Annotated in this window: 29 protein-coding genes; 15 read left to right on the top strand and 14 right to left on the bottom strand. The window is 69.2% G+C overall.

Going from position 1 to position 25387, the window contains the following annotated elements:
• Positions 1–33: 33 nt before the first annotated feature.
• From CUR96_RS10950 to CUR96_RS10930, 5 genes are all read right to left on the bottom strand, one after another.
• Positions 34–966: a carbohydrate kinase family protein gene (locus tag CUR96_RS10950; protein ID WP_102193352.1), complete on the bottom strand. Its 933-nt coding sequence runs from the start codon at positions 964–966 to the stop codon at positions 34–36.
• Positions 963–1271 (bottom strand): putative quinol monooxygenase, encoded by a 309-nt coding sequence (locus CUR96_RS10945; protein WP_102193351.1) that lies wholly within the window; start codon positions 1269–1271, stop codon positions 963–965. The genes CUR96_RS10950 and CUR96_RS10945 overlap by 4 nt, the downstream gene beginning before the upstream one ends.
• A complete protein-coding gene (locus CUR96_RS10940) occupies positions 1268–2068 on the bottom strand; it encodes an ATP-binding cassette domain-containing protein (protein WP_102193350.1) in 801 nt (266 codons plus the stop codon). The genes CUR96_RS10945 and CUR96_RS10940 overlap by 4 nt, the downstream gene beginning before the upstream one ends.
• Positions 2065–3093: an ABC transporter permease gene (locus CUR96_RS10935; protein WP_245861205.1), complete on the bottom strand. Its 1029-nt coding sequence runs from the start codon at positions 3091–3093 to the stop codon at positions 2065–2067. The genes CUR96_RS10940 and CUR96_RS10935 overlap by 4 nt, the downstream gene beginning before the upstream one ends.
• A gap of 80 nt (positions 3094–3173) precedes the next feature.
• Complete coding sequence (locus tag CUR96_RS10930; RefSeq protein WP_102193348.1) at positions 3174–4283, bottom strand: substrate-binding domain-containing protein; 1110 nt, start codon at positions 4281–4283, stop codon at positions 3174–3176.
• A 151-nt stretch (positions 4284–4434) separates the two neighbouring features.
• On the opposite strand from CUR96_RS10930, the gene CUR96_RS10925 reads away from it, so the two are divergent.
• Positions 4435–5442, top strand: coding sequence for a LacI family DNA-binding transcriptional regulator (locus tag CUR96_RS10925; RefSeq protein ID WP_102193347.1), 1008 nt, complete (start codon positions 4435–4437; stop codon positions 5440–5442).
• 15 nt (positions 5443–5457) lie between these two features.
• On the opposite strand, the gene CUR96_RS18610 is transcribed toward CUR96_RS10925, so the two are convergent.
• The 5 genes from CUR96_RS18610 to CUR96_RS10905 are packed head-to-tail and all read right to left on the bottom strand — an operon-like array spanning position 5458 to position 7971.
• Positions 5458–5616: a hypothetical protein gene (locus CUR96_RS18610; protein WP_180969007.1), complete on the bottom strand. Its 159-nt coding sequence runs from the start codon at positions 5614–5616 to the stop codon at positions 5458–5460.
• Complete coding sequence (locus CUR96_RS10920) at positions 5613–6182, bottom strand: YdeI/OmpD-associated family protein (RefSeq protein ID WP_102193346.1); 570 nt, start codon at positions 6180–6182, stop codon at positions 5613–5615. The genes CUR96_RS18610 and CUR96_RS10920 overlap by 4 nt, the downstream gene beginning before the upstream one ends.
• 3 nt (positions 6183–6185) lie before the next feature.
• Positions 6186–6998, bottom strand: coding sequence for an HAD-IIA family hydrolase (locus CUR96_RS10915; RefSeq protein ID WP_102193345.1), 813 nt, complete (start codon positions 6996–6998; stop codon positions 6186–6188).
• A gap of 37 nt (positions 6999–7035) precedes the next feature.
• Positions 7036–7665 carry a metal-dependent transcriptional regulator gene (locus CUR96_RS10910; RefSeq protein ID WP_102193344.1) on the bottom strand — a complete coding sequence of 210 codons (630 nt, stop codon included), beginning with the start codon at positions 7663–7665 and terminating at the stop codon, positions 7036–7038.
• A 9-nt stretch (positions 7666–7674) separates the two neighbouring features.
• Complete coding sequence (locus CUR96_RS10905; protein ID WP_102193343.1) at positions 7675–7971, bottom strand: hypothetical protein; 297 nt, start codon at positions 7969–7971, stop codon at positions 7675–7677.
• Between the two features lie 108 nt (positions 7972–8079).
• Between CUR96_RS10905 and CUR96_RS10900 the strand changes: the two genes are divergently transcribed.
• The 6 genes from CUR96_RS10900 (at position 8080) to CUR96_RS10875 (ending at position 12839) form a co-directional block, all read left to right on the top strand.
• Positions 8080–8490 carry a hypothetical protein gene (locus CUR96_RS10900; protein ID WP_102193342.1) on the top strand — a complete coding sequence of 137 codons (411 nt, stop codon included), beginning with the start codon at positions 8080–8082 and terminating at the stop codon, positions 8488–8490.
• A 35-nt stretch (positions 8491–8525) separates the two neighbouring features.
• Positions 8526–9155: a TrmH family RNA methyltransferase gene (locus CUR96_RS10895; protein ID WP_102193341.1), complete on the top strand. Its 630-nt coding sequence runs from the start codon at positions 8526–8528 to the stop codon at positions 9153–9155.
• A gap of 52 nt (positions 9156–9207) precedes the next feature.
• Positions 9208–10419 carry a sensor histidine kinase gene (locus CUR96_RS10890; protein WP_180969006.1) on the top strand — a complete coding sequence of 404 codons (1212 nt, stop codon included), beginning with the start codon at positions 9208–9210 and terminating at the stop codon, positions 10417–10419.
• Positions 10416–11072 carry a response regulator transcription factor gene (locus tag CUR96_RS10885; protein ID WP_102193339.1) on the top strand — a complete coding sequence of 219 codons (657 nt, stop codon included), beginning with the start codon at positions 10416–10418 and terminating at the stop codon, positions 11070–11072. The genes CUR96_RS10890 and CUR96_RS10885 overlap by 4 nt, the downstream gene beginning before the upstream one ends.
• Positions 11073–11237: 165 nt before the next feature.
• A complete protein-coding gene (locus CUR96_RS10880; RefSeq protein ID WP_102193338.1) occupies positions 11238–12350 on the top strand; it encodes a hypothetical protein in 1113 nt (370 codons plus the stop codon).
• 21 nt (positions 12351–12371) lie between these two features.
• Positions 12372–12839: a VOC family protein gene (locus CUR96_RS10875; RefSeq protein ID WP_245861204.1), complete on the top strand. Its 468-nt coding sequence runs from the start codon at positions 12372–12374 to the stop codon at positions 12837–12839.
• A 39-nt stretch (positions 12840–12878) separates the two neighbouring features.
• Here the strand turns inward: CUR96_RS10875 and CUR96_RS10870 are convergent, their stop codons facing one another.
• Both CUR96_RS10870 and CUR96_RS10865 read right to left on the bottom strand, forming a co-directional pair.
• Positions 12879–13745, bottom strand: coding sequence for a hypothetical protein (locus tag CUR96_RS10870; protein WP_102193337.1), 867 nt, complete (start codon positions 13743–13745; stop codon positions 12879–12881).
• A 25-nt stretch (positions 13746–13770) separates the two neighbouring features.
• Positions 13771–15093, bottom strand: a complete 1323-nt coding sequence (locus CUR96_RS10865) for an MATE family efflux transporter (protein WP_102193336.1) — start codon at positions 15091–15093, stop codon at positions 13771–13773.
• A 79-nt stretch (positions 15094–15172) separates the two neighbouring features.
• Here CUR96_RS10865 and CUR96_RS10860 point away from each other — a divergent pair, with 79 nt between their 5' ends.
• The 6 genes from CUR96_RS10860 (at position 15173) to CUR96_RS10835 (ending at position 20657) form a co-directional block, all read left to right on the top strand.
• Entirely contained in the window at positions 15173–15769 is a 597-nt protein-coding gene (locus tag CUR96_RS10860; RefSeq protein ID WP_102193335.1) for a DUF1992 domain-containing protein, read from the top strand.
• A 151-nt stretch (positions 15770–15920) separates the two neighbouring features.
• Positions 15921–17885, top strand: a complete 1965-nt coding sequence (locus CUR96_RS10855; RefSeq protein ID WP_102193334.1) for a M13 family metallopeptidase — start codon at positions 15921–15923, stop codon at positions 17883–17885.
• Between the two features lie 143 nt (positions 17886–18028).
• Positions 18029–18913, top strand: a complete 885-nt coding sequence (locus CUR96_RS10850) for a serine hydrolase (protein ID WP_102193333.1) — start codon at positions 18029–18031, stop codon at positions 18911–18913.
• Between the two features lie 34 nt (positions 18914–18947).
• A complete protein-coding gene (locus CUR96_RS10845; RefSeq protein WP_102193332.1) occupies positions 18948–19349 on the top strand; it encodes a hypothetical protein in 402 nt (133 codons plus the stop codon).
• Positions 19350–19407: 58 nt separating this feature from the next.
• The gene (locus CUR96_RS10840; RefSeq protein WP_102193331.1) at positions 19408–20001 is read left to right on the top strand and encodes a dihydrofolate reductase family protein; all 594 of its coding nucleotides are present in this window, start codon (positions 19408–19410) and stop codon (positions 19999–20001) included.
• A gap of 38 nt (positions 20002–20039) precedes the next feature.
• Entirely contained in the window at positions 20040–20657 is a 618-nt protein-coding gene (locus tag CUR96_RS10835; protein ID WP_102193330.1) for a hypothetical protein, read from the top strand.
• Positions 20658–20682: 25 nt separating this feature from the next.
• On the opposite strand, the gene CUR96_RS10830 is transcribed toward CUR96_RS10835, so the two are convergent.
• Positions 20683–22152: a peptide MFS transporter gene (locus CUR96_RS10830; protein ID WP_102193329.1), complete on the bottom strand. Its 1470-nt coding sequence runs from the start codon at positions 22150–22152 to the stop codon at positions 20683–20685.
• A gap of 36 nt (positions 22153–22188) precedes the next feature.
• Here CUR96_RS10830 and CUR96_RS10825 point away from each other — a divergent pair, with 36 nt between their 5' ends.
• Both CUR96_RS10825 and CUR96_RS10820 read left to right on the top strand, forming a co-directional pair.
• Positions 22189–22878, top strand: coding sequence for a GNAT family N-acetyltransferase (locus CUR96_RS10825; protein ID WP_102193965.1), 690 nt, complete (start codon positions 22189–22191; stop codon positions 22876–22878).
• A 97-nt stretch (positions 22879–22975) separates the two neighbouring features.
• Positions 22976–24361, top strand: coding sequence for a glycine--tRNA ligase (locus CUR96_RS10820; RefSeq protein WP_102193328.1), 1386 nt, complete (start codon positions 22976–22978; stop codon positions 24359–24361).
• A 4-nt stretch (positions 24362–24365) separates the two neighbouring features.
• Here CUR96_RS10820 and CUR96_RS10815 read toward each other — a convergent pair whose 3' ends face one another.
• On the bottom strand, positions 24366–25331 hold the full coding sequence (locus CUR96_RS10815; protein ID WP_102193327.1) for a helix-turn-helix transcriptional regulator: 966 nt from the start codon (positions 25329–25331) through the stop codon (positions 24366–24368).
• Between the last annotated feature and the right edge of the window lie 56 nt (positions 25332–25387).

The raw sequence follows: 25387 nt of genomic DNA, 5'->3' as shown, positions 1-25387 counted from the left end.
CAGTCGATCCGGCGCGGTGGTGCGCGGCGCCGCTCAGTGCGAGAGCGGCGCCGCGAGCAGTTCGGCCAGTCGAGGCGGGTCCGCACCGGGGCGTGACACCGTGATCGCCGCCGCCTGAGCGCTGAGCGCGAGCAGGCTCGTCACCGCTTCCGTGCCGATGCTGCGGAGGCCATCGCGCGCGGTGGCGCCGGAGAGGCCGGTCTGGAGGAGGCCGTGGATGAGGGCGCTCATGAACGTGTCGCCCGCGCCGACCGTATCGACGACGTCGACACGATGACCGCGAACGTGCGCCACGCCCTGTCGCGAAACGGCGAACGCGCCGCCCGCGCCGGTCGTCACCACGACCACTGCGGGTCCCGTCTTCAGCCATGCCCATGCGATCTCGAGCGGATCGGAGCCGGGGTACAGCCAGGCGAGATCCTCGTCGCTGGCCTTGACGAGGTCGGCGAGGGCGACGAAGGACTCGACGTCGCGCCGGGCGCGATCCCGGTCCGGAAGCAGGGCGGGCCTCACGTTGGGATCGTAGGTGATCAGTGAAGATTCCCGAAGGGCGGTGAGGATGCTGCGCACAGCATCCGCTCCCGGAGCCAGCAGTGCGGCGATCGAACCCGTGTGCACGATCGAGACGCCGTCTGCCGGCACACCGGTGGCGCGGCTGAGGGCCCAGGTGATGTCGAACTCGTAGCGCGCAGAGCCGCTCGCATCGAGGTGGGCGGTCGCCGTGGCCGTGCGCGGAGCCGGTGCGGCGACGATCTCGACGTTCGATTCCTCCAGCCACTCCCGGACCCGCCGGCCGTGAGCGTCATCCCCGAGCTGCGTCAGCAGCCGCGGGGAATCGCCGAGCCTCCCCAGAGCCAGAGCCACGTTCGCGGGGCTCCCCCCGGGGGCCTCGTCGATCCGTCCATCGGAGCGGTGGACGATGTCGACGAGAGCCTCCCCGATGACGAGGACGTGCGTGCGGCTCACGACTCGGTGACCGGCGTCAGGAACGACAGCACGCTCTGCGGTTCGACGATTCTCGGCCTCAGTTTCGCGTTGAACGCGCTCCCCGCCTCGTCGCCCAGGTGAGCGTTGAAGGCGTCCCGATCACGGTATGCCTCGAACACGAAGAATCGCTCCGGTGTCTCCACCCGGCGGTAGACGTCGAATGCGACGTTGCCGGGATCGGCGCGGACGGCCTGCGCATATCCCCGGATCAACGCCTCGACCTCGGCCTCCGCGCCTGCAACGGCGGTGAACTCCGCGTACAGCGTCACCTGGTCGGTGCTCACGCCTGCGCCGCTCCGGTCATGATCGCCACCGCATCCGTCATGTTGTGCGACTGCGGGGTGATCGTGGCGGCGCGCTTGCCCAGACGCTGCACGTGGATGCGGTCGGCGACCTGGAACACGTGCGGCATGTTGTGCGAGATGAGGATGACGGGCACGCCGCTTCCACGCAGATTCTCGATCAGCTCGAGCACCTGGTTGGACTCTCGCACGCCGAGTGCCGCCGTGGGCTCGTCGAGCACGACCACCTTCGAGCCGAACGCCGCCGCTCGCGCAACTGCCACGGCCTGGCGCTGCCCGCCGGACAGGTTCTCGACGGAGACGGTGACGTCCTGCAGCGTGGAGATGCCGAGCTTCAGCACCTGATCGCGCGCTTCCTTGCGCATCCCCGAAGTGTCCAGGGCGCGGAACACCGAACCGAGGATGCCGGGCTTGCGACGCTCGCGTCCGAGGAACAGGTTGGATGCGACATCGAGCGCCGGCGAGACGGCGAGATTCTGGTACACCGTCTCGATGCCGGCATTGCGCGCATCCTGCGGACCCTTGAAGTGCACTTCCTGCCCGTCGAGGAGCAGCTGCCCCTCGTCGGGGATGTAGGCGCCGGTCAGGCACTTGATGAGCGTCGACTTGCCGGCGCCGTTGTCGCCGATCACGGCGAGCACCTCCCCGGCGTGCAGCTGGAGGCTGACACCGTCGAGGCCGACGACGCGGCCGAACGTCTTCACGAGGCGCTTGGCCTCGAGCACCGGCACCCGGGTGGGGGCCGGAGCCTGTACTGGTTCCTGCGCGGTCTGAGTCACTTCCGTACCTTTCTGATCCACTGGTCGATGGCGACCGCGACGATGACGAGGATGCCGATTGCGAGGGTCTGGTAGAGACCGTCGACGCCCGCGAGGAACAGGCCGTTGCGGAAGACGCCGACGATGATCGCACCGAGCAGCGTTCCCCAGATGATGCCGCGGCCGCCGAAGAGCGACGTGCCGCCGATCACGACGGCGGTGATGGAGTCGAGATTCAGATCGGCGCCCGCGTTCGGGCTGGCAGCGCCCGAGCGTCCGATCTGGATCCAGGCGGCGACCGCGAGGATCGCTCCGGCGGCGATGTAGACGCTGAGGAGCACCTTCTTGGTCGAGATGCCGGCCAGGCGTGCGGCGTCCTCGTCGTCGCCGACGGCGTAGACGTGTCGGCCCCAGGCGGTGCGTCCGAGGATGTAGGCCACGATCGCGTAGAGCACGAGCATGATGATGACGCCGACGGTCAGGCGCACGTCGCCGAGCGGCAGGGCGGTGGCCGTCCAGGTCATCAGCTCGGGCATGTCGGTCTTGCGGATCGTCTGACCGCCGCTGTACAGCAGGGTCAGAGCGATGAAGACGTTGAAGGTTCCGAGCGTCGCGATGAACGGGGGGAGCTTCACCCGGGTCACCAGCAGGCCGTTGAGCGCGCCGGCGGCGAGGGCCGCGACGAGTCCGAGGAAGAGGGCGACCGGAGCGGGCAGGCCGTTGTTGGCAGCGGTCTGCGCCATCACCATCGACGTGCCGATCATCAGTGCCCCGACCGACAGGTCGATTCCGGCCGTGAGGATGATCAGCGTCTGGGCGATCGCGACGGTGCCGACGACCGAGACCTGGTCGAGCACGAGAGACAGGTTCGCCGCTGCGAAGAAGCGCGGGTTGATCACGCCGAACACGATGACGGCGATCACGAGCACGACGGCGGGGCTGATGGCGGGGTAGCGGTGGAGCACCCCGCGAAGGCGGTCGACCGGCGTGCGCCGATCGAGGAACTCGGCAGCGAGGTCCAGGGTTGAGGTGGCTGGTTGCGTCACGGTTTCACTTCCGTCGGTAGTCCAGGGATGCTGCGGCCGGGCGAGAGCGCTCGGCCGCAGCATCCACGGGGATCAGGTGCTTACTTGCCGCCCCAGCAGATGCTGGTGGCTTCGGCGGTGTCGATCGATTCGACGCCCTCGGCGGGCTGGTCGGTGACGAGCTTGACGCCGGTGTTGAAGAAGTCGAGGCCTTCGGTGACCTCGGGCTTCTTGCCGTCCTTGACCAGCTCGACGATCGCCTTCACGCCGAGTTCGGCCATGGCGACGGGGTACTGCTGGCTGGTCGCGTCGATGATGCCTTCTTCGACCTGGCCGACGCCGGCGCAGCCGCCGTCGATCGAGACGATGATCACGTCGTCCTTGCTCTTGCCCGCGGCCTCGAGCGCCTGGTAGGCGCCGTATGCTGCCGGCTCGTTGATCGTGTAGACGACGTTGATGTCCGCGTTCTTCGCGAGCAGGTTCTCCATCGCGGTGCGTCCGCCGTCTTCGGCACCCTGAGACGCCTCGCTGCCCACGATCGTGTACTCGCCGCCCTTGCCGCCGGCGTAGGAACCGCTCGGCTCCTCGTCGCCGTTGACCTGGTCGTCACCGAGCTCGATGCCGAGGCCGTCGAGGAAACCCTGGTCGCGGTTGTAGTCCACGCTGACGGCCTTGTCGTCGAACAGGTCGATGAGTCCGATGACGGCTTCGGCGCCGTCGAGCTTCTGCGCGGTCCACTGGCCGATGTACTGGCCGGCGAGGTAGTTGTCGGTCGCGTAGGTGATGTCGACGGCGTCGGCGGGGTCCGGCACGGTGTCCAGTGCGATGACGAAGATGCCGGCGTCGCGGGCCTTCTCGATCGCGTCGAGCACCGCGGGTCCGTTCGGGGTGATCAGGATGCCCTTGTCGCCCTTGGAGATCGCGGCCTCGATGGCCTGGATCTGGGTGTCCTCGTCGCCGTCCTCCTTGCCTGCGGCAAGGGTGAGCGTGACGCCGTCCTTCTCGGCCGCGGCCTTGGCGCCGTCCTGCATGGCGATGAAGAACGGGTTGGAGTTGGTCTTCACGATCAGTGACACGCCGATGGTGTCGCCGGCCGGCTGGTCGCCTGCGCCGCCGGTGGAGCTCGCGCATCCGGTCAGCGTGAGCGCGAGCGCTGCGGATGTGGAAACGGCAGCCAGGAGAACGCGGCTGCGTCGGGTGATGTTCTTCATTGAATTCCTCTCGGCGGTCGTCGCCTGGTTGACAACGATGTCAAAAGTAGTTCTAGTCGAAGCCTGAACTAGAGTCAAGGTGACTTTCGAGGAATGAGACCGAACTGTGACATCGATGTCAATGCCGACGCCACCGCGCGGACGGGCAACCATGAAGGACGTCGCCGCGCTGGCGGGCGCGGGAGTGAAGACCGTCTCGCGCGTGATCAACAGCGAACCGAACGTCACGCCGGCGATGGCGAAGCGCGTGTGGGATGCGGTGCGCGAGCTCGACTATCAGGTCGATCTGCAGGCCGGAAGCCTGCGCCGGGCCGACGGGCGCACCCGCACCCTCGGCCTGCTCGTCGGAAGCGTGGACAACCCGTTCGCGGGAATCATCCACCGAACCGTCGAGGACGCTGCAGCCGAACGGGGCGTCGCCGTCTTCGCCGCCAGCATGGACGACGATGCGCGCCGGGAATCGGACGCCGTCCGGACGTTCCTGCAGCGACGCGTGGACGGGCTGATCCTGACGACGGCGGTGAGCCACCCCGAGTATCTGGCGCTGATCCGTGATCGTGGCGTGCCGGTCGTATACGTGGACCGCGAGCCCGAAGAGCCCGATCTCGACACGGTCGCCAGCGCCAACCGGGCCGGAGCCGAGATGGGCACGGCTCACCTCATCGCCCACGGGCATCGGCGCGTCGCGCTGCTCGCGGACCGCCTCGAGCTCGTCACCGCCAGCCAGCGGCGCGACGGGTATCTCGACGCGCTCGCCGCAGCCGGAATCCCTGCGGCGGACGAGCTCATCGTCACCGAACTGGCGGATGCCGAGGCGGCGGCGGAAGCGCTCGCGACGCTGCTTGCGGGGGATGACCCGCCCACCGCCGTCTTCAGCGCCCAGAACATCATCACGATCGGAGCGCTGCACGCCCTGCGGCAGGCCGGGCTGTCGCGTTCCGTCGCGCTGGTCGGGTTCGACGATCTCCCGCTCGCCGATCTCGTGGAACCGGGCGTGACAGTGGTCGCCCAGGATCCTCAGCGGATCGGGGTGCTGGCGGCGGAGCGGATCTTCGCCCGGCTGGAGGGGGACGAGGCCGCTCCGGTGCGGATGCAGGTGCCGACCACGCTCATCCCGCGCGGCACCGGCGAGATCACGCCAGGGGGACCACCGGCCTGAGGCCGGGCGCGCCGCTCAGCGCTTGTCCTCGTCCCAGGGGCCTTCCCACCAGTTGCCGGATCGGCCGTCGTCGTCGCGGCGTCGGCGCGAGCGCACGAACTGCACGATGAACACCGTCAGTGCCGAGGCGCTGATGGCGATCATCACGATGAAGAAGAGATCGCGTTCGGTCATGGGCGCTTCCCCTCTGCCGCATCCGCCACGATCTTCGCGATGCGGGCGCTCCGCGTCTCGGGTCGCTTCGCCGTCGCGATGAGCGTGAGGCCGAGTTTCTTCACCGACTTCGGGAACGCGTCCCACGTGGCGCGGGCGGCGGGGTCGGCATCCAGAGCGGCGGCGAACTCCGGCGGCTCGATACCCGCCTCCGGTCCGTCGAGCATCTCCCAGGAGCCGTTCGCCTTCGCGACCTCGATCGCGCGAATGCCGGCCGGCGCGAGCAGACCCGCTGCCTCCAGCTCGGCGAGTCGCGCCTTGTTCGTCGCCGCCCAGCCGCTGGAGGCGCGGCGCGGAGAGAACCACTGCCCGACCGTCGCGTCGTCGAAGGTGCGGACGGGGCCGTCGATCCACCCGAAGCACAGCGCCTGGCGCACCGCGTCTTCATAGCCGACGCCGACCGCACCGCTGCCGCGCACGCTCAGCAGCCACACGCCGGCCGCCCGCGCGTGGTTCTCGTCGAGCCAGACGCGCCAGGCGGCAGCATCCGCGGCGCTGACCCGCTCACCCTCGTCGAGAACGCCCATGCGTCACTTCTTCGTCTTGATCGTCGTGATCGACTCGGTGATGCGCGGCAGCAGATCGGCCACAGACTGCACGATCTCGTCCGGGCGGAACGGGTACTTCTCGATCTCGACCTCGTCGCTGATCCCGGTGAGGACGAGCACGGTGTGCAGGCCGGCCTCGATGCCGGCGACGACGTCGGTGTCCATGCGGTCGCCGATCATGCCGGTGCGCTTCGAGTGCGCGCCGATCTTGTTCAGTGCCGAGCGGAACATCATCGGGTTCGGCTTGCCGACGACGTAGGGCTCCTTGCCGGTCGCCTTGGTGATGAGGGCGGCGATCGCTCCGGTCGCCGGCAGCGGCCCGTCGGCGCTCGGCCCGGTGGCGTCCGGGTTCGTGACGATGAAGCGCGCGCCGCCGAGAATGAGGCGGATGGCCTTGGTGATCGCCTCGAACGAGTAGTTGCGCGTCTCACCGACCACGACGAAGTCAGGATCGGTCTCGGTCATGATGTACCCGGCGTCGTGCAGGGCCGTGAGGATGCCGGCTTCGCCGATCACGAAGGCCGAGCCGCCCGGCAGTTGCGAATGCAGGAAGTCGGCCGTGGCCAGCGCGGAGGTCCAGATGCGGTCCTCGGGCACATGCAGACCGCTCGTGCGGAGGCGGGCCGAGAGGTCGCGCGCGGTGAAGATCGAGTTGTTCGTGAGCACCAGGTAGGGGATGCCGGCGCTCTCCCATCCGGCGAGGAGCTCTGAGGCCCCGGGGATGGCGGCGTTCTCATGGACGAGCACGCCGTCCATGTCGGTGAGCCAGCATTCGATGTCGTCGCGTTGTGCCATGCGCACAGCATATGGGGCGCGGGTGACGTGTTGCGGGTCAGGCGGTGAGCCAGACCGAGCGCGCAGCGCCGTCGACATCGATCCTGGTGCCGTCGACGGCCACGCCCGCGGCGGAGACCTCGATCTCGGCGCCGACGACGACTCCCGCCGCCTCCAGCGACCTCAGCAGCGCAGGGTCGCGGTCATCGACGCGCAGCACGCGTCCGCCGTGCCCGGGCGCCGCATCGGCCAGCAGCACGAACGGCTCGCGTTCGACGTCGCCGTCAGCATCCGGGATCGCGTCGCCGTGCGGGTCGAACCGCGGTCGGCCCAGCCGAGCGTCGATGCCTTCCAGGAGCCGGTCGCTGATCGTGTGCTCGAGCACCTCGGCCTCGTCGTGGACCTCATCCCAGGCGTAGCCGAACTCGCGCACCAGCCAGGTCTCGATGAGCCGGTGTCGCCGCAGCATCGCGAGGGCGCGCCGCGTTCCGGCATCCGTCAACCGCACCGCCCCATAAGGCACGTGCGAGACGAGCCCCGCGGCCGCGAGCTTCTTCACCATCTCGGTGACACTGGACGGCGCGATGCCGAGCTTCGCCGCCAGCACCGAGGGGGTGATCGGCGCATCCTGCCATTCGGTGTGCGCGTACACCGTCTTCAGGTAGTCGTCCGCTGCGGGGGATTCCACGATTCCAGCCTAAGACGCTGCCGCGATGAGGCTGTAGGCGGCCTGACTCGCGAAGAACACCACGCCGAAGCCGAGGAGGGCCGCGAAGAGCGAGAGGCGACCGTCGAAGTCGGAGACGTCGGCGATTCCCGCCTTGCGTGCGCGGAACGCGAGGATCAGGGTCGCGATGCCGAGCGCGAGCTGCACCCAGGGGCCTCCGAAGGCGAGCGCCTTCGGGAACGCGATGAGCAGACCGCCGATCACGCCCGTCGCCAGCCCGGCCCAGGTGAGGATCCGGACGGTGCGGTGCGCGGTTTCGGCAGACATGATGTCGAGCCTAATCGCCGCTCATGGCCGGATCGGCCTCAGCCGGAGCTCCCGGATCAGCAGGTTCGCGTGCTACAAGAGACGTGACGCATCGAGGGGGAGGTCGACATGCCGGCGAAGCGAGCGAATGCGACCTGGTGGGTGCTCCTGCTGCTGGCGGTGCTGTGCGTCTTCCCGGTGGCGACGGCCGCGATCTCGCAGGCTGCGGATGCCGGTGCCCATGTCGTGGACTCGTGCCGGGCCAGCAGCGAAACGAATGACCGTGAAGTCAGCCGAGCCGAGATCACCGCGATGCCCGCCGGACGCCACTGCGAATGGAGGAGCGGGGTCGAGACGCAGACTGGCTGGCCGGTGACCGTCGCGGCGCTGATCGGATCTGCGATCTGCCTCGTCGTCACCGCGTTCGCGCTGCGTCGGGGCGGGTGGGGGAGAAGGCTCCTGACCCTCCTGCCGCTCATCGCGATCGGCGCGATCTGGTTCGTGATCTGGTCGAGCACTCTCTTCGTGATCGTCGACTGACCTGGCGTCGCGCTTGTGCCGGATAGCCTGGCGGGATGGATGAGCAGACGCCCGAGCGCACCACCCACGGCGTCGGCCCCTGGCCCGGCGGACCTTCGGAATGGCCGGACGGCGAGCAGTACGACCCGGAGATGCTCGCGGACGGCGACACCCGCAACGTCATCGACCGCTACCGCTATTGGCGGATGGAGGCGATCGTCGCCGACCTCGACACGCGGCGGCATCCGTTCCATGTCGCCATCGAGAACTGGCAGCACGACATGAACATCGGCTCGATCGTGCGCAGTGCGAACGCCTTCCTCGCCGACACCGTGCACATCATCGGGCGCCGCCGCTGGAACAAGCGGGGCGCAATGGTCACCGACCGCTACCAGCACGTCGTGCATCACGAGGACATCGCCACCTTCGCCGCCTGGGCCGCCGCCGAAGGTGTCCCGGTCATCGCGGTCGACAACGTCGACGGCGCCGTCCCGGTCGATCGCGCGGAGCTTCCGGAGCGCTGCGTGCTGCTGTTCGGGCAGGAGGGGCCTGGGCTGTCCGAAGAGGCGCTCGCCGCGGCATCCGGGCACATCGAGATCACCCAGTACGGCTCCACCCGCTCGATCAACGCGAGCGCCGCGGCGGCCGTGATCATGTACGAGTGGTGCCGCCGCTACGCCGGATGAGTCACCCGAAAGGGTGATCCGCGTCTCGGGGCTGCGTGAGAGCATGAGCAGGATGCAGACGGAATCGGATGCTGCGCCGTCGGGGCGCGGATGGCGCAGCTGGCTGCGCGTCGACGTGCTCGTGGCGATCGTCGCTCTCGTCGTGCTGCTGCCGGCGAGCATCGCCGTGCTCACGCAACCCGAGACGCGCCCAGATGCCGCGATGACGGCAGTCGCTATCGGGCTCTTCGCCGGCTTGCACCTGTTGTCGCTGCTGGCGGTGCGGAACCCGCTCGTCGCACTCGCCGGCGCGAGCGCGATCATGACCGCTCTCGCCCTGGTCCCCGGGCTGCGGGAGGTCTCGGCCGCACTGTTCCCGTCGAGTTTCGCCTACCTGCTCGTCCTGGGTCAGGTCGCGTTGCAGTGCCGCCCGCTCATCGGCGTGCTCGCGCTCGGCAGCGGCGTCTTCGGGGCGGCCTTGATCGCGTCGACGGAGCTGGAGTTCCATGACGGGCCGCGGTTCGGCGCCTTCATCGGCCTGACCGGCGCCGTCAGCGCCGCCTGGGCGGTCGGACGGCTGCTCCGGCTGCGGCGGGCGCAGGCGGAGGATCGGATGCAGGCAGGCGTCGAGCGGGCGATCGCCGAAGAGCGCATGCGGATCAACCGCGACCTGCACGACATCGTCGCCCACTCGATGACGGTGATGATCGCTCAGGCAGAAGTGGCTCGTGCCCTTCTTGATGACGATCCGGCGCGCAGTGATAGCGCGCTGGGGATCGTCGTGGACACCGGGCGGGACGCTCTGCGCGGGATGCGTTCGGTCGTCGCGGACGACGGCGATGCACCGCTCCGCCCGCTGCCGACCCTCGATTCACTCACCGAGCTGGTCGAGGCTGTGCGCCGGCCGGGCAGCGAGGTCGAATTCGTCGAAGTCGGCGACCGTGCACCTCTCAGCCCCGGGGCGGCGCTGGCGCTCCACCACGCCGTGCGTGAGGCGCTCACCAACGCGGTGCGCCACACGTCCCCTCCGGTGCGCATCGACGTGCGGCTGGTGTGGTCGCCGACCGGCCTGCTCGCCACGGTGACGGACGACGGCGGCTCGGACACGACTCACGACGGCCCCGGCGGGCTCGGCACCGGCGGGCTTGGCACCGGCACCGGCCTGATCGGCGTCGGCGAACGCGTGCGGCAGGCCGGAGGCGTGATGACGACCCGGGAACGCGCCCCGCGCGGCTGGACCGTGCGGATCGACCTCCCCGTCGCACCGGAGAAGGGCGCCTCATGAGCATCCGCGTGCTGATCGTCGACGACCAGGAGCTCTTCCGCGATGCGGTCGCGGTGATGCTCGCCCGCGATGAGCGCGTCGCCGACGTCGCGGCCGTCGCCTCCGGCGAGGAGGCGATCGAATACGTCCGGGCGCACACCGTCGATGTGGTGCTGATGGACATCCGCATGCCTGGGATCGACGGCATCGCCGCAACCCGTGAGGTTCTGCGCATCCGCCCGAGCCTCCGTGTGCTCGTGCTGACGACCTTCGACCTGGACGAGTACGTGTACGCCGCGATCCGCGAGGGGGCGAGCGGCTTCCTCACGAAGGACGCGAGCGTCGCGGAGCTCGCGGATGCCGCGGTCGCGGTCGCCGCGGGCGATCAGGTGCTGTCCGCGCGTGCGACGGCGGCGGTGATCGGCTTCGTCCGCAGCGGTCGCCCCGCCGTCGACGCAGACGCCGCGCTCGCCCGGCTCAGCCCGCGCGAGCAGGACGTCGCGCGGGCGCTCGCCACCGGCGCGTCGAACGAGGAGATCGCGCGGCGTCTCTTCCTCTCGGTGAACACCGTGAAGACCCACGTGAAGGCGGTGCTCGCCGGGCTCGGGGTGCCCGACCGCGTGCACGTGGTGATCTGGGCGTATGAGAACGGCGTGCTGCGGCCGGGCGCCTGACCGCGTTTCGATCGCCCGAACCCCGTTTCAGAGAGCGCAAACGGCTCGATCCGGGGCTCAAATGCAGCCCTTTGCGCTCTTTGAAGGGTCGGGTCGCTCGCGCGGGTGACCGGGTCGACCCGTACGGGCGATGTCTCCGCGCGAGAGCGTTTCTAGCGTGGAGGCATGTCAGATCGCTCTCGAGTTCTCGTCCTTCTCTTCGCCGCCGTCGCCGCATCCGCCGCCGCCGTCGTCTCTCTGCTGCGGATGCTCATCCCGGGGTTCTTCGGCACTCTGCCGACAAGCCTTCTCGGCCGCCTCGGCACCGGCGTCGAGCTCGCCGTCGCCCTGAGTGGGGCGCTCGGCGTCATCGTCGTGGCCGTCACCGCGCTGGCGACCCGGCGTTCTGTGCGCGCGGGAGCACCGGTTCGCGGCGTGCGCGCCGCCGCCCTCCTGGCCGCGGCGCTGCTGGCCGCGACCACACCGGGTGGGGTGATCGCGGCCGCCGGGTACTCCTTCATGCTGACGGTGCTGGTCGGGATCGCCGCGTTCGTCACCCTGACCGTGCTGCGCAGGCCCTGGCTCGGGATCGTACTGGCGACAGTGGTCGTCGCTCTGGCGACGTACGCGGTTCTCGATCTGGAGGCTGCGGTGCTGCTGCCCAGGATCGTCGGGTCCTTCGGATCGGTGCTGCCGCACGCCTGTCTCGCTCTCGCTCACGTCATCGCGGCGGCGGGACTCGTCGTCTGGACCATCACCACGGCCGGCGCGCACGGTGCATTCGCGCGTGCCGTGCTGCGACACCGGGTCGCGATCACCGTCGTGGCCGCCGCCTGCGCACTGCCGTACGTGGTGGCCCGGGCATCGTGGCTGACGCCGTGGCCGCTGCTCGGCGGGGATGCCGAGATGTTCACGCTCGAGCCGGCGATGCGGCTCACCGGGCTGCTGCTCGGCCTGGCGATGCTCACCGGCGGCGTGCTCACACTCGGCCTGATCAGGCCGTGGGGGGAGCGGTTCCCGCGGTTCCTCGCCGGCGTCGGGGGCCGTGCCGTGCCGGTCGCGTTCGCGGTGATCCCGGCGACCGTCGTGAGCGTGCTGTTCACGGCGGCGGGGATCGAGTTCGCCCTCGAGGGCGTGGGGCCGGCCAAGGACAGCTTTCTGCTTCTGCTGACGTTCCCGTTCTGGTTGTGGGGACCGCTGCTCGGCCTCGCCACCTGGGGCTACGTCATGCACCGCCGGACGCAGGCCGGCGAGGTGTCCGGCACCCCTCGACAGACCGAGGCGGCGGGCGTAGCGTGAGTGCCGATCAAGGAGGCCACTGTGGCAGCTCTCACCACCATCCGTCCCTATCTCTGGTTCGAGGACAACGCGCAGGAGGCGATGGAGTACTACGTCTCCGTGTTCCCGAACTCGTCGATCGATCAGGTGACCACCTACCCGGACGAATCGCTCAGCGAGCATTTCGAGGGGATGAGCGGCAAGGTCATCAACGGCGAGTTCACTCTCAACGGGATGCCGTTCGGATGCATCGACGGGGGGCCTGCGTTCACCTTCAACGAGGCGATCTCGTTCGTGATCAACTGTGCCGACCAGGCCGAGATCGATTACTACTGGGACGCGCTCTCGGCCGCTCCGGGAGCGGAGGCGTGCGGCTGGTGCAAGGACCGGTTCGGCGTGAGCTGGCAGGTGGTGCCCGCCGATCTCGGCAGGCTGATGGAGCGCCCTGAGCAGACGCAGGCGCTGATGCAGATGAAGAAGATCGTGATCGCAGAGCTCGAGAACGCCTGACGCTGACGGCTGACGGAGTCCGCCAGTCTCGCGAAGAGCTCAGGCCAGCCGTGCCGAGACGGTGAGGTCGTCGCCGGCGACGACGCGCACGTCGGTCAGCCGAGGGCCACCGGCCACGCTGAGGTCGTCATTCAGGTCGAAGCTCTTGCCGATCTGCTCCTGCACCGAGCGGCGGACCGCTCGAAGCGCGAGCGAAACGAAGGGATTGCGGCTGCCGATCGTGAGGTCGCGGAGCGTGACGATCCCGTCCGGGGACACATGGACCCGTGCGCTGCCGCGGGCCGACGCGGCCAGCAGACGCCAGCGGATGCCGGCACCGGCCTCGATGCGGACGCCGTCGGCACCGTCCTGGGTGACCGTCGCCTTCAGCCGGCTCAGGCGGATGCCGTAGCCGTGAAGCACCGGACGGACGAGGGATGAGAGCAGGGGAGTGAGGTCCTGGGCGCGGAGCGAGGCGGTGAGGGAGCCGCGGATCCCCGCACCGCCGTCGGCGAGGTCGATCCCGTGGATCGTCTCCGGCTGGCCGGGGGCCGTGGGTTCCGCATAGACGAGCCACTCCACGGGGACGTCGCTGATCTGGACGTCGATCGACACCGCGATGCCCTCGACCCGCACGGGATCGGCGGTAAGCCGCAGATTCCGCAGCACCCCGGGGCGCCGCTGCACGACCTCGGGTTCGGGAGGTGCCGCCGTCTCCGCCGTCAGCGGATCCGGTGCGGGAAGGAGAGTCAGTTCGACTCCGCTCGCGTCGACGGAGAGCGACTCGAGGGTCGATCCGGACACGTCGGCGGAGATGCGCACGTTCTCGAGGCCGCGGACCAGCTCGGCGTCGGTCGGCTGCAGCGCGGCCCGCACCCATCGGATGACGGTCTCGGCGTCGCCCGGCCAGGGAAGGTCAGGGGTCATGCCACCATCCTCGCGCACGGCAGGATCAGCCCCCTGCCGCCACCCAGCGTCCGGATCGCACCCGCCACCCGAGGGTCGCCAGACGCGCGAGCAGGTATACACCGAAGAACGCGAGCGACAGCCACACGAGACCGGCGCCTCCGTCGACTCCGGTCGCGGCGATGATCCACAGCGCCGGCAGGAACGGCACGAGGTTCAGCGCGCCGGCGATCGCCAGGTAGCGCGCGTCGTTCGCGCCCATCAGCACGCCGTCGAGCACGAAGACCACCCCGGCCACCGGCTGTGCGACGGCGAGTACGAGCAGCGCCGGCTGGATGAGGGCTGCGATCTCGGCATCCCCCGTGAAGACGATGCCGAGCACTCCGGACAGCGCCGCGATCAGCGCGCCGACGATCACGCCGAACCATGCGCCCCACGCGACCGTGCGCCGGAGCACGCGATGCACCTGCTGTTCGTCGCCCGCGCCGAGCTCCTTGCCGATCAGCGCCTGTGCGGCGATCGCGAGGGCGTCGAGCGCGAACGCCGCCGCCGAGAAGATCGTGAACACGATCTGCCACCCGGCGAGTTCCGTCGTGCCGATCCCGGTGGCGATACCCACGGTGACGAGGAGCGCGACGCGCAGGCTGACGGTGCGCAGGAAGAGCCAGCCGCCCGAGCGCGCCGAGTTGCGGATGCCGCCGCCGCTGGCGCGCAGCGATGCGCTGTGCTTGGTGGCGAGGCGACGGATCACCATCGCGTAGGCGGCCACCATCCCCCACTGCGCGGTCACGGTGCCGACGGCCGATCCGGCGATGCCCCAGCCGAAGCCGTAGATGAACAGCACGTTGAGCAGGGCGTTCGCGCCGAAGCCGAGCCCGGCGATCCAGAGCGGCGTGACGGTGTCCTGCATGCCACGCAGCAGTCCCGTGGCGGCGAACACGATGAGCATCGCGGGCAGACCCCACATCGACACCACCAGATACGCGTTCGCCTCGGCGGCGACCGCGTCGCTCGCCCCGAAGAGGGAGACCAGCCATGGCGACGACACAGCGCCGACGATCGCGAGCACGGCGCCGAGCCCGAGCGCGAGCCACATCCCGTCGATTCCTGCCGAGACCGCATCTCCCGGCTTGCCGGCGCCGAACCGCCGCGCGACGGCCGGCGTGGTCGAGTAGGCGAGGAACACCATGAGTCCGACGATCGTCTGCAGCACGGCGCCGGCGATGCCGAGGCCGGCGAGCGGCGTGGTGCCGAGGTGGCCGACCAGGGCCGCGTCGACGATGAGGAAGGCCGGCTCGGCGACCAGGGCGCCGAGGGCGGGGACGGCGAGGCGCAGGATCTCTCGGTTGAGGGAGGCGCGCGTGGTCACCCGATGAGCCTATGGGCTGGCGCGGACACGACGGTCGCGCAGGGACCGGGCGGATGCCGCGTCCGTCGACGTATCCTGGATGGACCGGACGCAGCCGGAGGTGCCCGTGTCAGATGCCATGAACAACGCCGCCCGTTACCGTGCGCAGCGACAGGCCGGCGAGGATCCTGCTCAGGATGCCGCTGAAGAGGCGTCCATGACGCTGAACGCCGAGAACAAGGCAGCCTTCATCGAGACCTCGATCCAGCTCGCCATCCGCCGAGGCGAGTTCGATGATCTCCCCGGCGCCGGCAAGCCGCTCGAGGGGCTCGGCACGCACCACGACCCGGACTGGTGGATCCGCCGCAAGATCGAGCGGGAGAACCTCACCGGTCTCGGCCCGCCGGCGCTGCTGCTGCGCACGGAGGATCGCGAGCTCGACGATCAGCTCGACCTTCTCGGTCGCGAGGAGGATGTGCGCACGGTTCTGGAGGACTTCAACCGCCGGGTGGTCGAGGCGCGCCGGCAGTTGCAGGGCGGACCACCGGTCGTCACATCGACGCGCGATGTGGATGCTGAGATCTCCGCCTGGGCCGAGCGTCGCGCGGCCCGACTCAGGGCGCCCGCACCGGCACCCGCCTCGGAACCCGATCCGCCCGCGCGCCGGCGCCGTCTCGGCATCCGTCGTCGTCGCTGACCGCACCGAGCGACAGCACCTGGCTCGGTGAAACGCGCTTCCCTCGGCCGGATTCTCGGAATTCGTCCGCGCGAAGCGCACATCTCCGAGCCAGACGCTCGCCCTGCATCCGCCCGACCCGGTGTCCGCCTCGGGCCATAGGCTGGGGCGCATGACAGATTTGCTCCCTTCCGGCCTCGCCACAGAAGAGTTCAGTTCCGACATCCGCCCGCAGGATGATCTGTACCGCCACGTCAACGGTGCGTGGCTCGACCGCACCGAGATCCCCGGCGACAAGGCGCGCTGGGGCTCCTTCCACCTTCTGGCGGAACAGGCCGAAGCCGACGTTCGCGCGATCATCGAGGAGTCCCAGGAGGCCGAGCCCGGCACCCTCGCCCGCAAGATCGGCGACCTGTTCGCCAGCTTCATGGACACGGACCGCATCGACGCCGCCGGCACGACTCCGCTCGCCGAGACGTTCGCCGAGATCGACGCGATCGACAGCATCCCCTCCTTCCTGCGCACCGTCGGCGCCTACGACCGTGACGGCCGCGCGCACCTGATCGGCCTCTACGTCGACGGCGACCCGGGTGACCCCGAGCGCTACGTGCCGATCCTCGTGCAGGCCGGTCTCTCACTGCCCGACGAGAGCTACTACCGCCTCGACACGTTCGAGGAGACCCGCGCCGCGTACCGTGCGCACCTGGAGCGCCTGCTCGCGCTCGCGGGGATCGCGGATCCGGCGGCTGAGGCCGAGCGCGCCACAGCGCTCGAAGCCGACCTCGCCACCCACCACTGGGACAACGTGCGCAGCCGCGACGCCGTCGAGACGTACAACCTGAAGACCTGGTCCGAGATCCTCGAGCTCGCCGGCGTCGACCTCGCTCCGTGGCGCGAGGCCGTCGCACCATCGAACCCGGCGGCCTTCGACGAGGTCGTCATCTCCCAGCCGAGCTTCCTCGAAGGCCTGGGCGCGCTGCTGACCCCGGAGCGTCTCGACGAGTGGAAGTCGTGGCTGCGCGCGCAGGTCGTGCACGCCGCCGCCCCCTACCTCACCGACGACATCGTGCAGGAGAACTTCTCCTTCTACGGCACCGAGCTCTCCGGAGTGCCCTCGATCCGCGAGCGCTGGAAGCGCGGCGTCTCGGTCACCGAGGGGGCGCTGGGCGAGGCCATCGGCAAGGTCTACGTCGAGCGGCACTACCCCCCGACGGCGAAGGCCGCGATGGACGAGCTCGTCGCCAATCTCATCGAGGCGTACCGGCAGAGCATCACCGACCTCGAGTGGATGAGCCCGGAGACCCGCGAGCGCGCGCTCGCCAAGCTCGACGCCTTCACCCCGAAGATCGGCCACCCCGAGGTGTGGCGCGACTACTCCACTCTCGAGATCGATCGAGGCGACCTGTTCGGCAACGTGCGTCGCGCCGCGATCTTCGAGCACGACCGCCACATCGACAAGGTGGGCAAGCCCATCGACCGCTCCGAGTGGCACATGCCGCCGCAGATGGTCAACGCGTACTACAACCCGTCGATGAACGAGATCGTCTTCCCCGCGGCAATCCTGCAGTACCCGTTCTTCGACGCCACACGTGATGCGGCCGCGAACTACGGCGGCATCGGCGCCGTGATCGGGCACGAGATCGGCCACGGTTTCGACGATCAGGGCAGCCGCTACGACGGCTCGGGCAAGCTCGAGGACTGGTGGACGGATGCCGATCGCTCGGCGTTCGAGGAGCGCACGAAGGCGCTCATCGCCCAGTACGAGGCGCTCGTGCCGGTGGGGCTGGATGCCGAGCACCACGTGAACGGGGCGCTGACGATCGGCGAGAACATCGGCGACCTCGGCGGGCTCGGCATCGCGCTGAAGGCGTACGAGCTGTCCCTCGCGGGTTCCGACGCGCCGGTGATCGACGGGCTGACCGGGGTTCAGCGCCTGCTTCTGTCATGGGCGCAGGTATGGCAGCAGAAGAGCAGGGACGCCGAGACGCTGCGTCTGCTGACCATCGACCCGCACTCGCCGAACGAGTTCCGCTGCAACCAGATCGTGCGCAACATCGACGCCTTCTACGAGGCGTTCGAGGTGAACGAATCCGATGCTCTGTGGCTCCCGGCAGGCTCGCGTGTGACGATCTGGTGACCATCTCCTGAGTTCGCTGAGGTTCCTCACCCGGCGGGGGTTACGATAGGCCTGCCGCCGGGGGATGAGCCCCGCGGTATCCCGCCATCCACCCCCCTCGGTAAGGATCACGCGTGGGCACTCCCCCCGAGCCTTCGCACGCCATGCTGCGCCGTTCCCAGCGGACCAGCAGGCGTCTGCCGCGTCGCGCCGCCATCGGCCGCCGGTCGTTCACATCGACGTTGCGCGCGCTGGAGATGCTGGCGGAGGCCGGTGCTCAGGTGTCCGTCCACGTCGTCGATCTCGACAGCGGTGACCCCGTGCTCTCCGGCGACGACCACGTCACGATGCCCGTTGCGGGCCTCGGCGTGGTGCCGTTGCTGATCGAGGTCGCCGCCGGTTTCGAGAGCGGCTCGCTGGATCCGCTCGAGATCATCGAACGCGCATCAGTCGATCCGGTGTCGTCGTCCGGGTTGTGGCGTCACCTGCGAGCACCGGCGCTGCCGTTGTCGGATCTCGCCGTGCTGGCCGCGACCGCCGGTGACCCGATCGCCGTGAACGCGCTCCTGCAGAGGGTCGGTCACGACCGTGTGCGCGAGCGCATCGACGCACTCGGGCTGGTCAGTACAGCGCTGCTCGACCGCTTCCGTGACACGCGCGGTCCGGATGACGCTCCGCAGGTGGCGGTCGGCTCCGCCCGTGAACTCTCCGGTCTCTTCTCGGCTCTCGTCAACTCGGCGGTCGTCGACGCCGCCGTCAGCGCACAGGTGTCCGAGTGGCTGAGCCTGAACCAGGACCTCAGCCTCGTCGCCGCATCCACGGGCCTCGACCCCTTCGCGCACGATCACGACGCGCACGGCCTGCTCTTCATCAACAAGACCGGACGCGACCGCGGCGTGAGGGCGGAATCCGGTGTGCTGGCCGGCCCCCGCTCCGGCGTCGCGTACACGCTCATCGTCTGCTTCGACGATCTCTCGATCACGCATCGGTTGCGGGCCCACGACGCCTTCCGCGTGCTCGGCGTCGAACTCATGGAGTACACGCACTGAGGTCGGCGCGGACGCCTCGGAATAGCATCGAGGGATGACTCGCACAGACTGGATCCCCCATCGTCGCGACGACGGTGAACTGCTCGGCTGGATACTCCAATCCGGCGAGGACTGGGCGGCGATCGACGTGCTCGGTCGGCCCGCGTCGGAGGCCACCGAGTGGCTGGATGCCGAGATCGCACTCGAGGAGCACGGCATCGCGTGGCTCGCAGACGCCTGGATGCTGGAGGGCGAGGGCGACCGTCCGCTGCGCGTGCGCATCGTCGAGGTGACACCAGACGACGAGAGCACGCCGGGGCGCATCGTGGTGAAGGTCGACGACTTCGGCGACGTCACCCGTCCGCCCACGCAGCAGTTCGTCCTGCCATGGCCCGTCCCGGATCGACTGCGGCCGCCGCGCGACGGCGATCCGGACGCGTACACGATCTCGCGTTGACGGGGGCCGATCGGAGCGCGTAGACCAGAGGGGTCCGCATTCAGCGAGGAGTCACAGCATGGGCATCGTCTTCAGCGACCTGGCCGTCTCGGCCGATGGATTCGCCACCGGGCTGGATCAACGCGAGGAGGCTCCGTTCGGCGACATCGACGAAACATGGCTGCACGGCTGGATGTTCGACGCCTACGAGGAGAACCGCGCCGAAGTCGACGCGATCGTGGAGTCCGGCGCGACCATCATGGGGCGCAACATGTTCGGTCCGGTGCGGGGCGAGTGGGACCGCGACTGGCGCGGATGGTGGGGACCGAACCCGCCGTATCACAACCCCGTCTTCGTGCTCACGCACTTCCCGCACGATCCCATCGAGATGGAGGGCGGCACCACCTTCCACTTCGTCACCGACGGCATCCACTCCGCCATGGACCGGGCCCGTGACGCCGCGGGCGGGCAGGACATCTCGATCGCCGGTGGCGCGAGAACGGTGAACCAGTTCCTCGCCGCCGGCCTGCTCGACGAGCTCCGCCTGCACATCACGCCGTGCATCCTCGGAGCCGGCGAGCGGGTCTTCGACGGCGTTCCGCCGCAGCAGCTCGAGCGCGTATCCGTGCGCGCCACCTCGCTCGTCACGCACGTCACCTATCGGCGGCGCTGAAGCGCGCTGCACGCCCGACCATCTGCTTTCATGAGTGGATGAGCGACGCACCCTTCGAGCAGCATCCGGCCGACACCGCCTTCCACGCCCGTCTTCCGTTCGGTGAGCGATTGGATGCCTCGGCGCTGACCGAGGGCCTGCCGTGGGCGTTCGAGGAGATCACGATGCGGCCGCTGGAGCCGATGCTCGTGCCGGAGAAGCCACGCAACGGCGAGCTCGACCCGGAGAACTGCTCGTCGTGCGCGCCGAGCGAGTTCACCATCTGGCAGGACGATCTCTGGCAGGTCCGGGCTGGATGGGACATCGGCGGGCTTCCCTTCGTGGGGGCCATCTCCCCGCGTGAGCACTGGCTGCTCGAAGATGCTCCGCACGAGGTGCTCGCCGCCTACGGTCCGCTCATGCAGCGCATCTCGAAGGCTGTCAAGAGCATCCCGGGCGTCGCCCGCTGCCACTTCGCACGCTGGAACGACGGTTCGGCGCATCTGCACCTCTGGGCGCTGGCGCGACCGGCGGGCATGATGCAGGCGCGGGGCGCCGTGCTCGCGTTCTGGGACGGGATGCTCCCGGTGATGACGAAGGACATGGGCGGCGATCACATCAGCATCGTCGCGGAGGCCCTCGCAGCCGGCGGGGGAGAGGCGTTCCCGAACCGGTGAGACGGTCGCCGACGTCGGCGTGCGCTCAGCTGACGCCCTTCATGAGAGCGAGCACGGGCTTGACCGACACCAGCAGGCCCGCGCCCACGAGGATCGCGATGCCGCCGAGGATCGAGAAGTACGGCACCTCGTTCTTCGGGTCGTAGAACTGCACGAGCCATCCCGAGATCGCCGTGCCCAGCGCGATCGACAGGAAGAACAGCGCGACCATCTGGGTGTGGAACGCGGCGGGGGCGAGCTTCGTCGTCACCGACAGGCCGACCGGTGAGATCAGCAGCTCGGCGATCGTGAAGACCAGCAGGATTCCGACGATGGCGAGCAGCGGCGTGGAGTTCGGCCCACCACCGGCGAACGGCAGGAACAGCAGGAACGCCGCTCCCATGATGATCGCGCCGAGGGCGAACTTCACCGGCGTCGAGGGCTGGCGCGTGCCGAGGCGCGTCCAGATCGCGGCGAAGATGCCGGAGAGGATGATGATGAACACCGGGTTGATCGACTGCACCCAGGAGACCGGCATCTCCCACCCGAACAGGTTCCGGTCCAGCTGCTCGTCCGAGTAGACCGTGAGCACGGTGAACTGCTGCTGGTACAGCGACCAGAACGCCACGCTCGTCACGAACAGCGGCAGGAAGCCCCACACTCGCGAGCGCTCCGTCGCATCGATCCGGCGGCTGCTCAGGATCACGGCGAAGTAGGCGATCGTCGCCACCAGAGTGCCGAGGATCACGATGCTCGCGAGATTGTCGGCGCGGATCACGCCCAGCAGCACGAGCACGACGACGAGGGCGATCCCGGCCGCAGCGATGATCCCGATGAGGGGGTAGCGCGCCGCGGGAAGCGGGTTCGGCACCTCCCTGGCTTCGGCGGGCAGCGCCTTGCGGCCGAAGGAGTACTGGATGAGCCCCAGGGTCATCCCGATCGCGGCGAGGCCGAAGCCGAAATGGAAGCCGAGTGAGGACTGAAGAAGTCCGGTGAGGATCGGTCCCATGAACGCGCCGAGATTGATGCCGAGGTAGAACAGCGAGAAGCCCGCGTCGCGACGGGGGTCGTCCGCGCTGTAGAGGCTTCCGACGACGGAGGTCGCGTTCGCCTTGAGTCCACCGGACCCGAGGGCGACGAGGACCAGGCCGACCCCGACCCCGAGGAAGCCAGGGAGGACGGCGAGGGCGATGTGTCCGGCGACGATGACGATCGCGCTGAGGAACAGAACGCGCTCCGACCCGAGAAGGCGGTCGGCGAGCCAGGCGCCGAGGATCGTCGACAGGTACACCGAGCCGCCGTAGGCGCCCACGATGCCGCCGGCGACCGCCTGCGGCAGGCCGAGCCCGCCCTCCGCGATCGAGAAGTACAGGTAGATGAGCAGGATCCCCTGCATGCCGTAGAAGCTGAACCGCTCCCACATCTCGACACCGAACACATGCACCAGCGCCCACGGCTGGCCGAAGAAGCGGGTGTCTCGCGAGCTCTGCGGGAGTGCGACGTCCGATGCTGGCATTCCTCCACCGTACGCCCGCTCGGATAACCTGTGTGGGTGCGAACCATCCGCGATCTCGACACCGTAGAACTCATCATCGACGCCCAGGGGCTGCTCGACTCCATCCGGGGCCGAGAGCGCGTCATCGACGCCGGCACGCTGCGGGCGCTGCAGCAGTCGGGGAACTACGTGGTCGGATTGTTCGACGGCGAGGGCGACGATGCGCGCATGGTCGGCGCATCGATCGCGTTCTTCGGCGAGCCGGGCAACCGCGCGATGCACTCGCACATCACCGCCCTGCTGCCGGAGTACCGCGGCCGCGGCTGGGGGCGCGAGCTCAAGGAGCACCAGCGCCAGTGGGCCTTCTCGCGCGACGTCGGCCGCATCACGTGGACGTTCGATCCGCTGGTCGCCCGTAACGCGCACTTCTTCCTCACTGTGCTCGGCGCCAGGGTGACCGGCTACGCCGTGAACCGATACGGCATCTTCGGGGGCGGCGACGCCGGAGACGAGAGCGACCGGCTCGACGTCGCGTGGGGGCTGGCCGACATCGCCAAGCCGCCGGCAGCCGACAGCGTCGTCGCCACACTCGAGATCCCTGCAGACGTCGAGTCCATGCGCGCCACCGACCCGGACGCCGCTCACGAGTGGCGCCTGCGTCTGCGCTCCGAGATGGAGGAACTGCTCGGCCGCGGCCTGCGCATCGCCGGCTTCGACGTCGAGCGGGGCTACCTCTTCACCGAGTGAGAGCTGCTCGCCGCTGACGCGCTGCGCCACCGCGGATAGGATTGAGGGTGCCCGTGATCACGGGTTCATCCCGCAGCATCCGACCATTGGAGCCACCATGGCCGAACAGTCCCGCCTCGACAAGGTCATCGCCCTCGCCCGCCACCGCGGGTTCGTTTTCCAAGCGGGTGAGATCTACGGCGGCTCGCGTTCCGCCTGGGACTACGGGCCCCTCGGCACCGAGCTGAAGGAGAACATCCGCCGGCAATGGTGGCAGTCCTTCGTCCGCGGCCGCGGCGACATGGTCGGCCTCGACTCCTCGATCATCCTTCCCAAGCGCGTCTGGGAGGCATCCGGCCACGTCGCCACCTTCACCGACCCGCTCGTGGAGTGCCTCAGCTGCCACAAGCGCTTCCGTGCCGACAACCTCATCGAGGACTTCGAAGCCCGCAAGGGACGCAAGGCCGAGAACGGCCTCGCCGACATCCCGTGCCCCAATTGCGGCAACAAGGGTCAGTACACCGAGCCGAAGGCGTTCTCCGGCCTCGTCAAGACCTACCTCGGCGTCGTCGACGACGAGTCAGGTCTGTACTTCCTGCGCCCGGAGACAGCGCAGGGCATCTTCGTGAACTTCGCCAACGTGCTCACCGCGAGCCGCAAGAAGCCGCCGTTCGGCATCGGCCAGGTCGGCAAGGCCTTCCGCAACGAGATCACACCCGGCAACTTCATCTTCCGCACGCGCGAGTTCGAGCAGATGGAGATCGAGTACTTCACCCCGCCCGCCGAGGCGCAGGAGTGGTTCGAGCACTGGGTCGAGGTCTGCTGGGCGTGGTTCATCGACCTCGGCATCGACCCCGAGAACATGCGCCAGTTCGACGTCCCCGAAGACGAGCGGGCGCATTACTCCGCCGGCACGATCGACTTCGAGTACCGCTTCGGCTTCCCCGGCAAGGAGTGGGGCGAGCTCATGGGTGTCGCCAACCGCACGGACTACGACCTCTCCAGCCACGCCGAGGCGTCCGGCCAGAGCCTGTCGTACTTCGATCAGGCGTCCGGTGAGCGGTACACGCCGTACGTGATCGAGCCGTCCTTCGGTCTCACTCGCTCGATGATGGCATTCCTCGTCGACGCGTACCGCGAGGAGGAGGTGCCCAACGCCAAGGGCGGCACCGACATCCGCACCGTGCTCAAGCTCGACCCGCGGATCGCCCCCGTGAAGGTCGCCGTGCTGCCGCTGTCGCGCAACGAGAAGCTGTCCCCGCTGGCCCGCGAGGTCGCGGACGGACTCCGCGGACGCTGGGCCATCGACTTCGACGATGCCGGCGCCATCGGCCGCCGGTACCGTCGTCAGGACGAGATCGGCACGCCGTTCTGCGTCACCGTCGACTTCGACTCGCTCGATGACCACGCCGTCACCGTGCGCGACCGCGACACGATGGCGCAGGAGCGCATCTCGATCGACGGCCTGCACGAGTACCTCGCGGAGCGACTCAAGGGCGCTTAGCGCGTCAGTCGACCGCGGAGCCGGCCACCGCGCGGCTGTATCTCTCGGAGAGCACCTGCAGGCGAGGGATCAGCTCGGGCGGGCTCTCCACGGTGAAGTCCATCATCAGCATCCCGATGTAGGCGGCCACCGTATCGAGGCTGTCGGCGCCGGTGACCAGGATGCAGTGATCGTCGTCGACCGGCTCCACGACGCCGACCGCGGCGTGGATCCGGTCGAGGACGGCCTCGGCCGGAGCATCGATGCGCAGGCGGGCGTGCACCGCCCAGCCGCTCACGGCGATGGTCCGCATGGCGAACGCGGTGTAATCGCCTCCGGGAAGAGGCTGCGGTTCGAAGCGGCGGCGCGTCGGCATCCGCAGCTCCATCCAGTCCACGCGATGCGTGCCCCATTCGCCGGTCTGCGGGTCGCGGGAGACGAGGTACCAGCGGCGGTGCCAGGTGAGCAGCCGGTACGGCTCGACCAGCACGGGCCGTCCTTCGTAGTCGAAGCGCAGCCATTCCGTGTTCCGGATGGCGTTCGCGATGGCCTGGAGCGCCGAGGCGTCGACCTCCGGGTCGGGGGCGTCGGTGTCGTTGTTCTCCGGAGCGCGATCGACACTCGACCGGAGGGCGTCGACCGTAGGGCGAAGGTGCGACGGCAGCACCTGCTCGAGCTTCGCGAGCGCCCTTGTCCCGGACTCGGCGACTCCGGCGATCCCGGCCGCGGCACGAAGGCCCACCGTCACGGCCACGGCCTCCTCGTCGTCGAGCAGCAGCGGGGGCAGCTTTCCGCCGGCGCCGAGGCGGTACCCGCCGACCGCGCCGCGAGTCGCGTCGACGGGGTAGCCCAGTTCGCGGAGTCGCTCGATGTCATGGCGTACGGTACGGGTCGCGACGCCGAGACGTTCGGACAGCTCGCGCCCCGAGCGCTCCGGGCTCGCCTGAAGCAGGGAGAGCAGTGCCAGCAAACGCGCCGTCGGATCAGCCATGAAAGTTCTCCAGAATCGTCGGTCTATTAGGAGCATATCCGACCTAATAGGCTCGT

Origin of the sequence: Microbacterium aurantiacum, assembly GCF_002872075.1 — a bacterium.
Classification (GTDB): Bacteria; Actinomycetota; Actinomycetes; order Actinomycetales; family Microbacteriaceae; genus Microbacterium; species Microbacterium aurantiacum_A.
Note: the sequence above shows the minus strand (reverse complement) of the source record. Positions and strands in the feature narration are given on the sequence as shown.

Coding starts and splice junctions, on each gene's coding strand:
- CUR96_RS10835 (WP_102193330.1), top strand. CDS start 20,040: ATGAGCGACGCACCCTTCGAGCAGCATCCGGCCGACACCGCCTTCCAC.
- CUR96_RS10890 (WP_180969006.1), top strand. CDS start 9,208: ATGCAGACGGAATCGGATGCTGCGCCGTCGGGGCGCGGATGGCGCAGC.
- CUR96_RS10855 (WP_102193334.1), top strand. CDS start 15,921: ATGACAGATTTGCTCCCTTCCGGCCTCGCCACAGAAGAGTTCAGTTCC.
- CUR96_RS10820 (WP_102193328.1), top strand. CDS start 22,976: ATGGCCGAACAGTCCCGCCTCGACAAGGTCATCGCCCTCGCCCGCCAC.
- CUR96_RS10930 (WP_102193348.1), bottom strand. CDS start 4,283: ATGAAGAACATCACCCGACGCAGCCGCGTTCTCCTGGCTGCCGTTTCC.
- CUR96_RS10840 (WP_102193331.1), top strand. CDS start 19,408: ATGGGCATCGTCTTCAGCGACCTGGCCGTCTCGGCCGATGGATTCGCC.
- CUR96_RS10850 (WP_102193333.1), top strand. CDS start 18,029: ATGCTGCGCCGTTCCCAGCGGACCAGCAGGCGTCTGCCGCGTCGCGCC.
- CUR96_RS10830 (WP_102193329.1), bottom strand. CDS start 22,152: ATGCCAGCATCGGACGTCGCACTCCCGCAGAGCTCGCGAGACACCCGC.
- CUR96_RS10915 (WP_102193345.1), bottom strand. CDS start 6,998: ATGGCACAACGCGACGACATCGAATGCTGGCTCACCGACATGGACGGC.
- CUR96_RS10845 (WP_102193332.1), top strand. CDS start 18,948: ATGACTCGCACAGACTGGATCCCCCATCGTCGCGACGACGGTGAACTG.
- CUR96_RS10920 (WP_102193346.1), bottom strand. CDS start 6,182: ATGGGCGTTCTCGACGAGGGTGAGCGGGTCAGCGCCGCGGATGCTGCC.
- CUR96_RS10900 (WP_102193342.1), top strand. CDS start 8,080: ATGCCGGCGAAGCGAGCGAATGCGACCTGGTGGGTGCTCCTGCTGCTG.
- CUR96_RS10925 (WP_102193347.1), top strand. CDS start 4,435: ATGAAGGACGTCGCCGCGCTGGCGGGCGCGGGAGTGAAGACCGTCTCG.
- CUR96_RS10815 (WP_102193327.1), bottom strand. CDS start 25,331: ATGGCTGATCCGACGGCGCGTTTGCTGGCACTGCTCTCCCTGCTTCAG.
- CUR96_RS10880 (WP_102193338.1), top strand. CDS start 11,238: ATGTCAGATCGCTCTCGAGTTCTCGTCCTTCTCTTCGCCGCCGTCGCC.
- CUR96_RS10870 (WP_102193337.1), bottom strand. CDS start 13,745: ATGACCCCTGACCTTCCCTGGCCGGGCGACGCCGAGACCGTCATCCGA.
- CUR96_RS10895 (WP_102193341.1), top strand. CDS start 8,526: ATGGATGAGCAGACGCCCGAGCGCACCACCCACGGCGTCGGCCCCTGG.
- CUR96_RS10905 (WP_102193343.1), bottom strand. CDS start 7,971: ATGTCTGCCGAAACCGCGCACCGCACCGTCCGGATCCTCACCTGGGCC.
- CUR96_RS10885 (WP_102193339.1), top strand. CDS start 10,416: ATGAGCATCCGCGTGCTGATCGTCGACGACCAGGAGCTCTTCCGCGAT.
- CUR96_RS10860 (WP_102193335.1), top strand. CDS start 15,173: ATGGACCGGACGCAGCCGGAGGTGCCCGTGTCAGATGCCATGAACAAC.
- CUR96_RS18610 (WP_180969007.1), bottom strand. CDS start 5,616: ATGACCGAACGCGATCTCTTCTTCATCGTGATGATCGCCATCAGCGCC.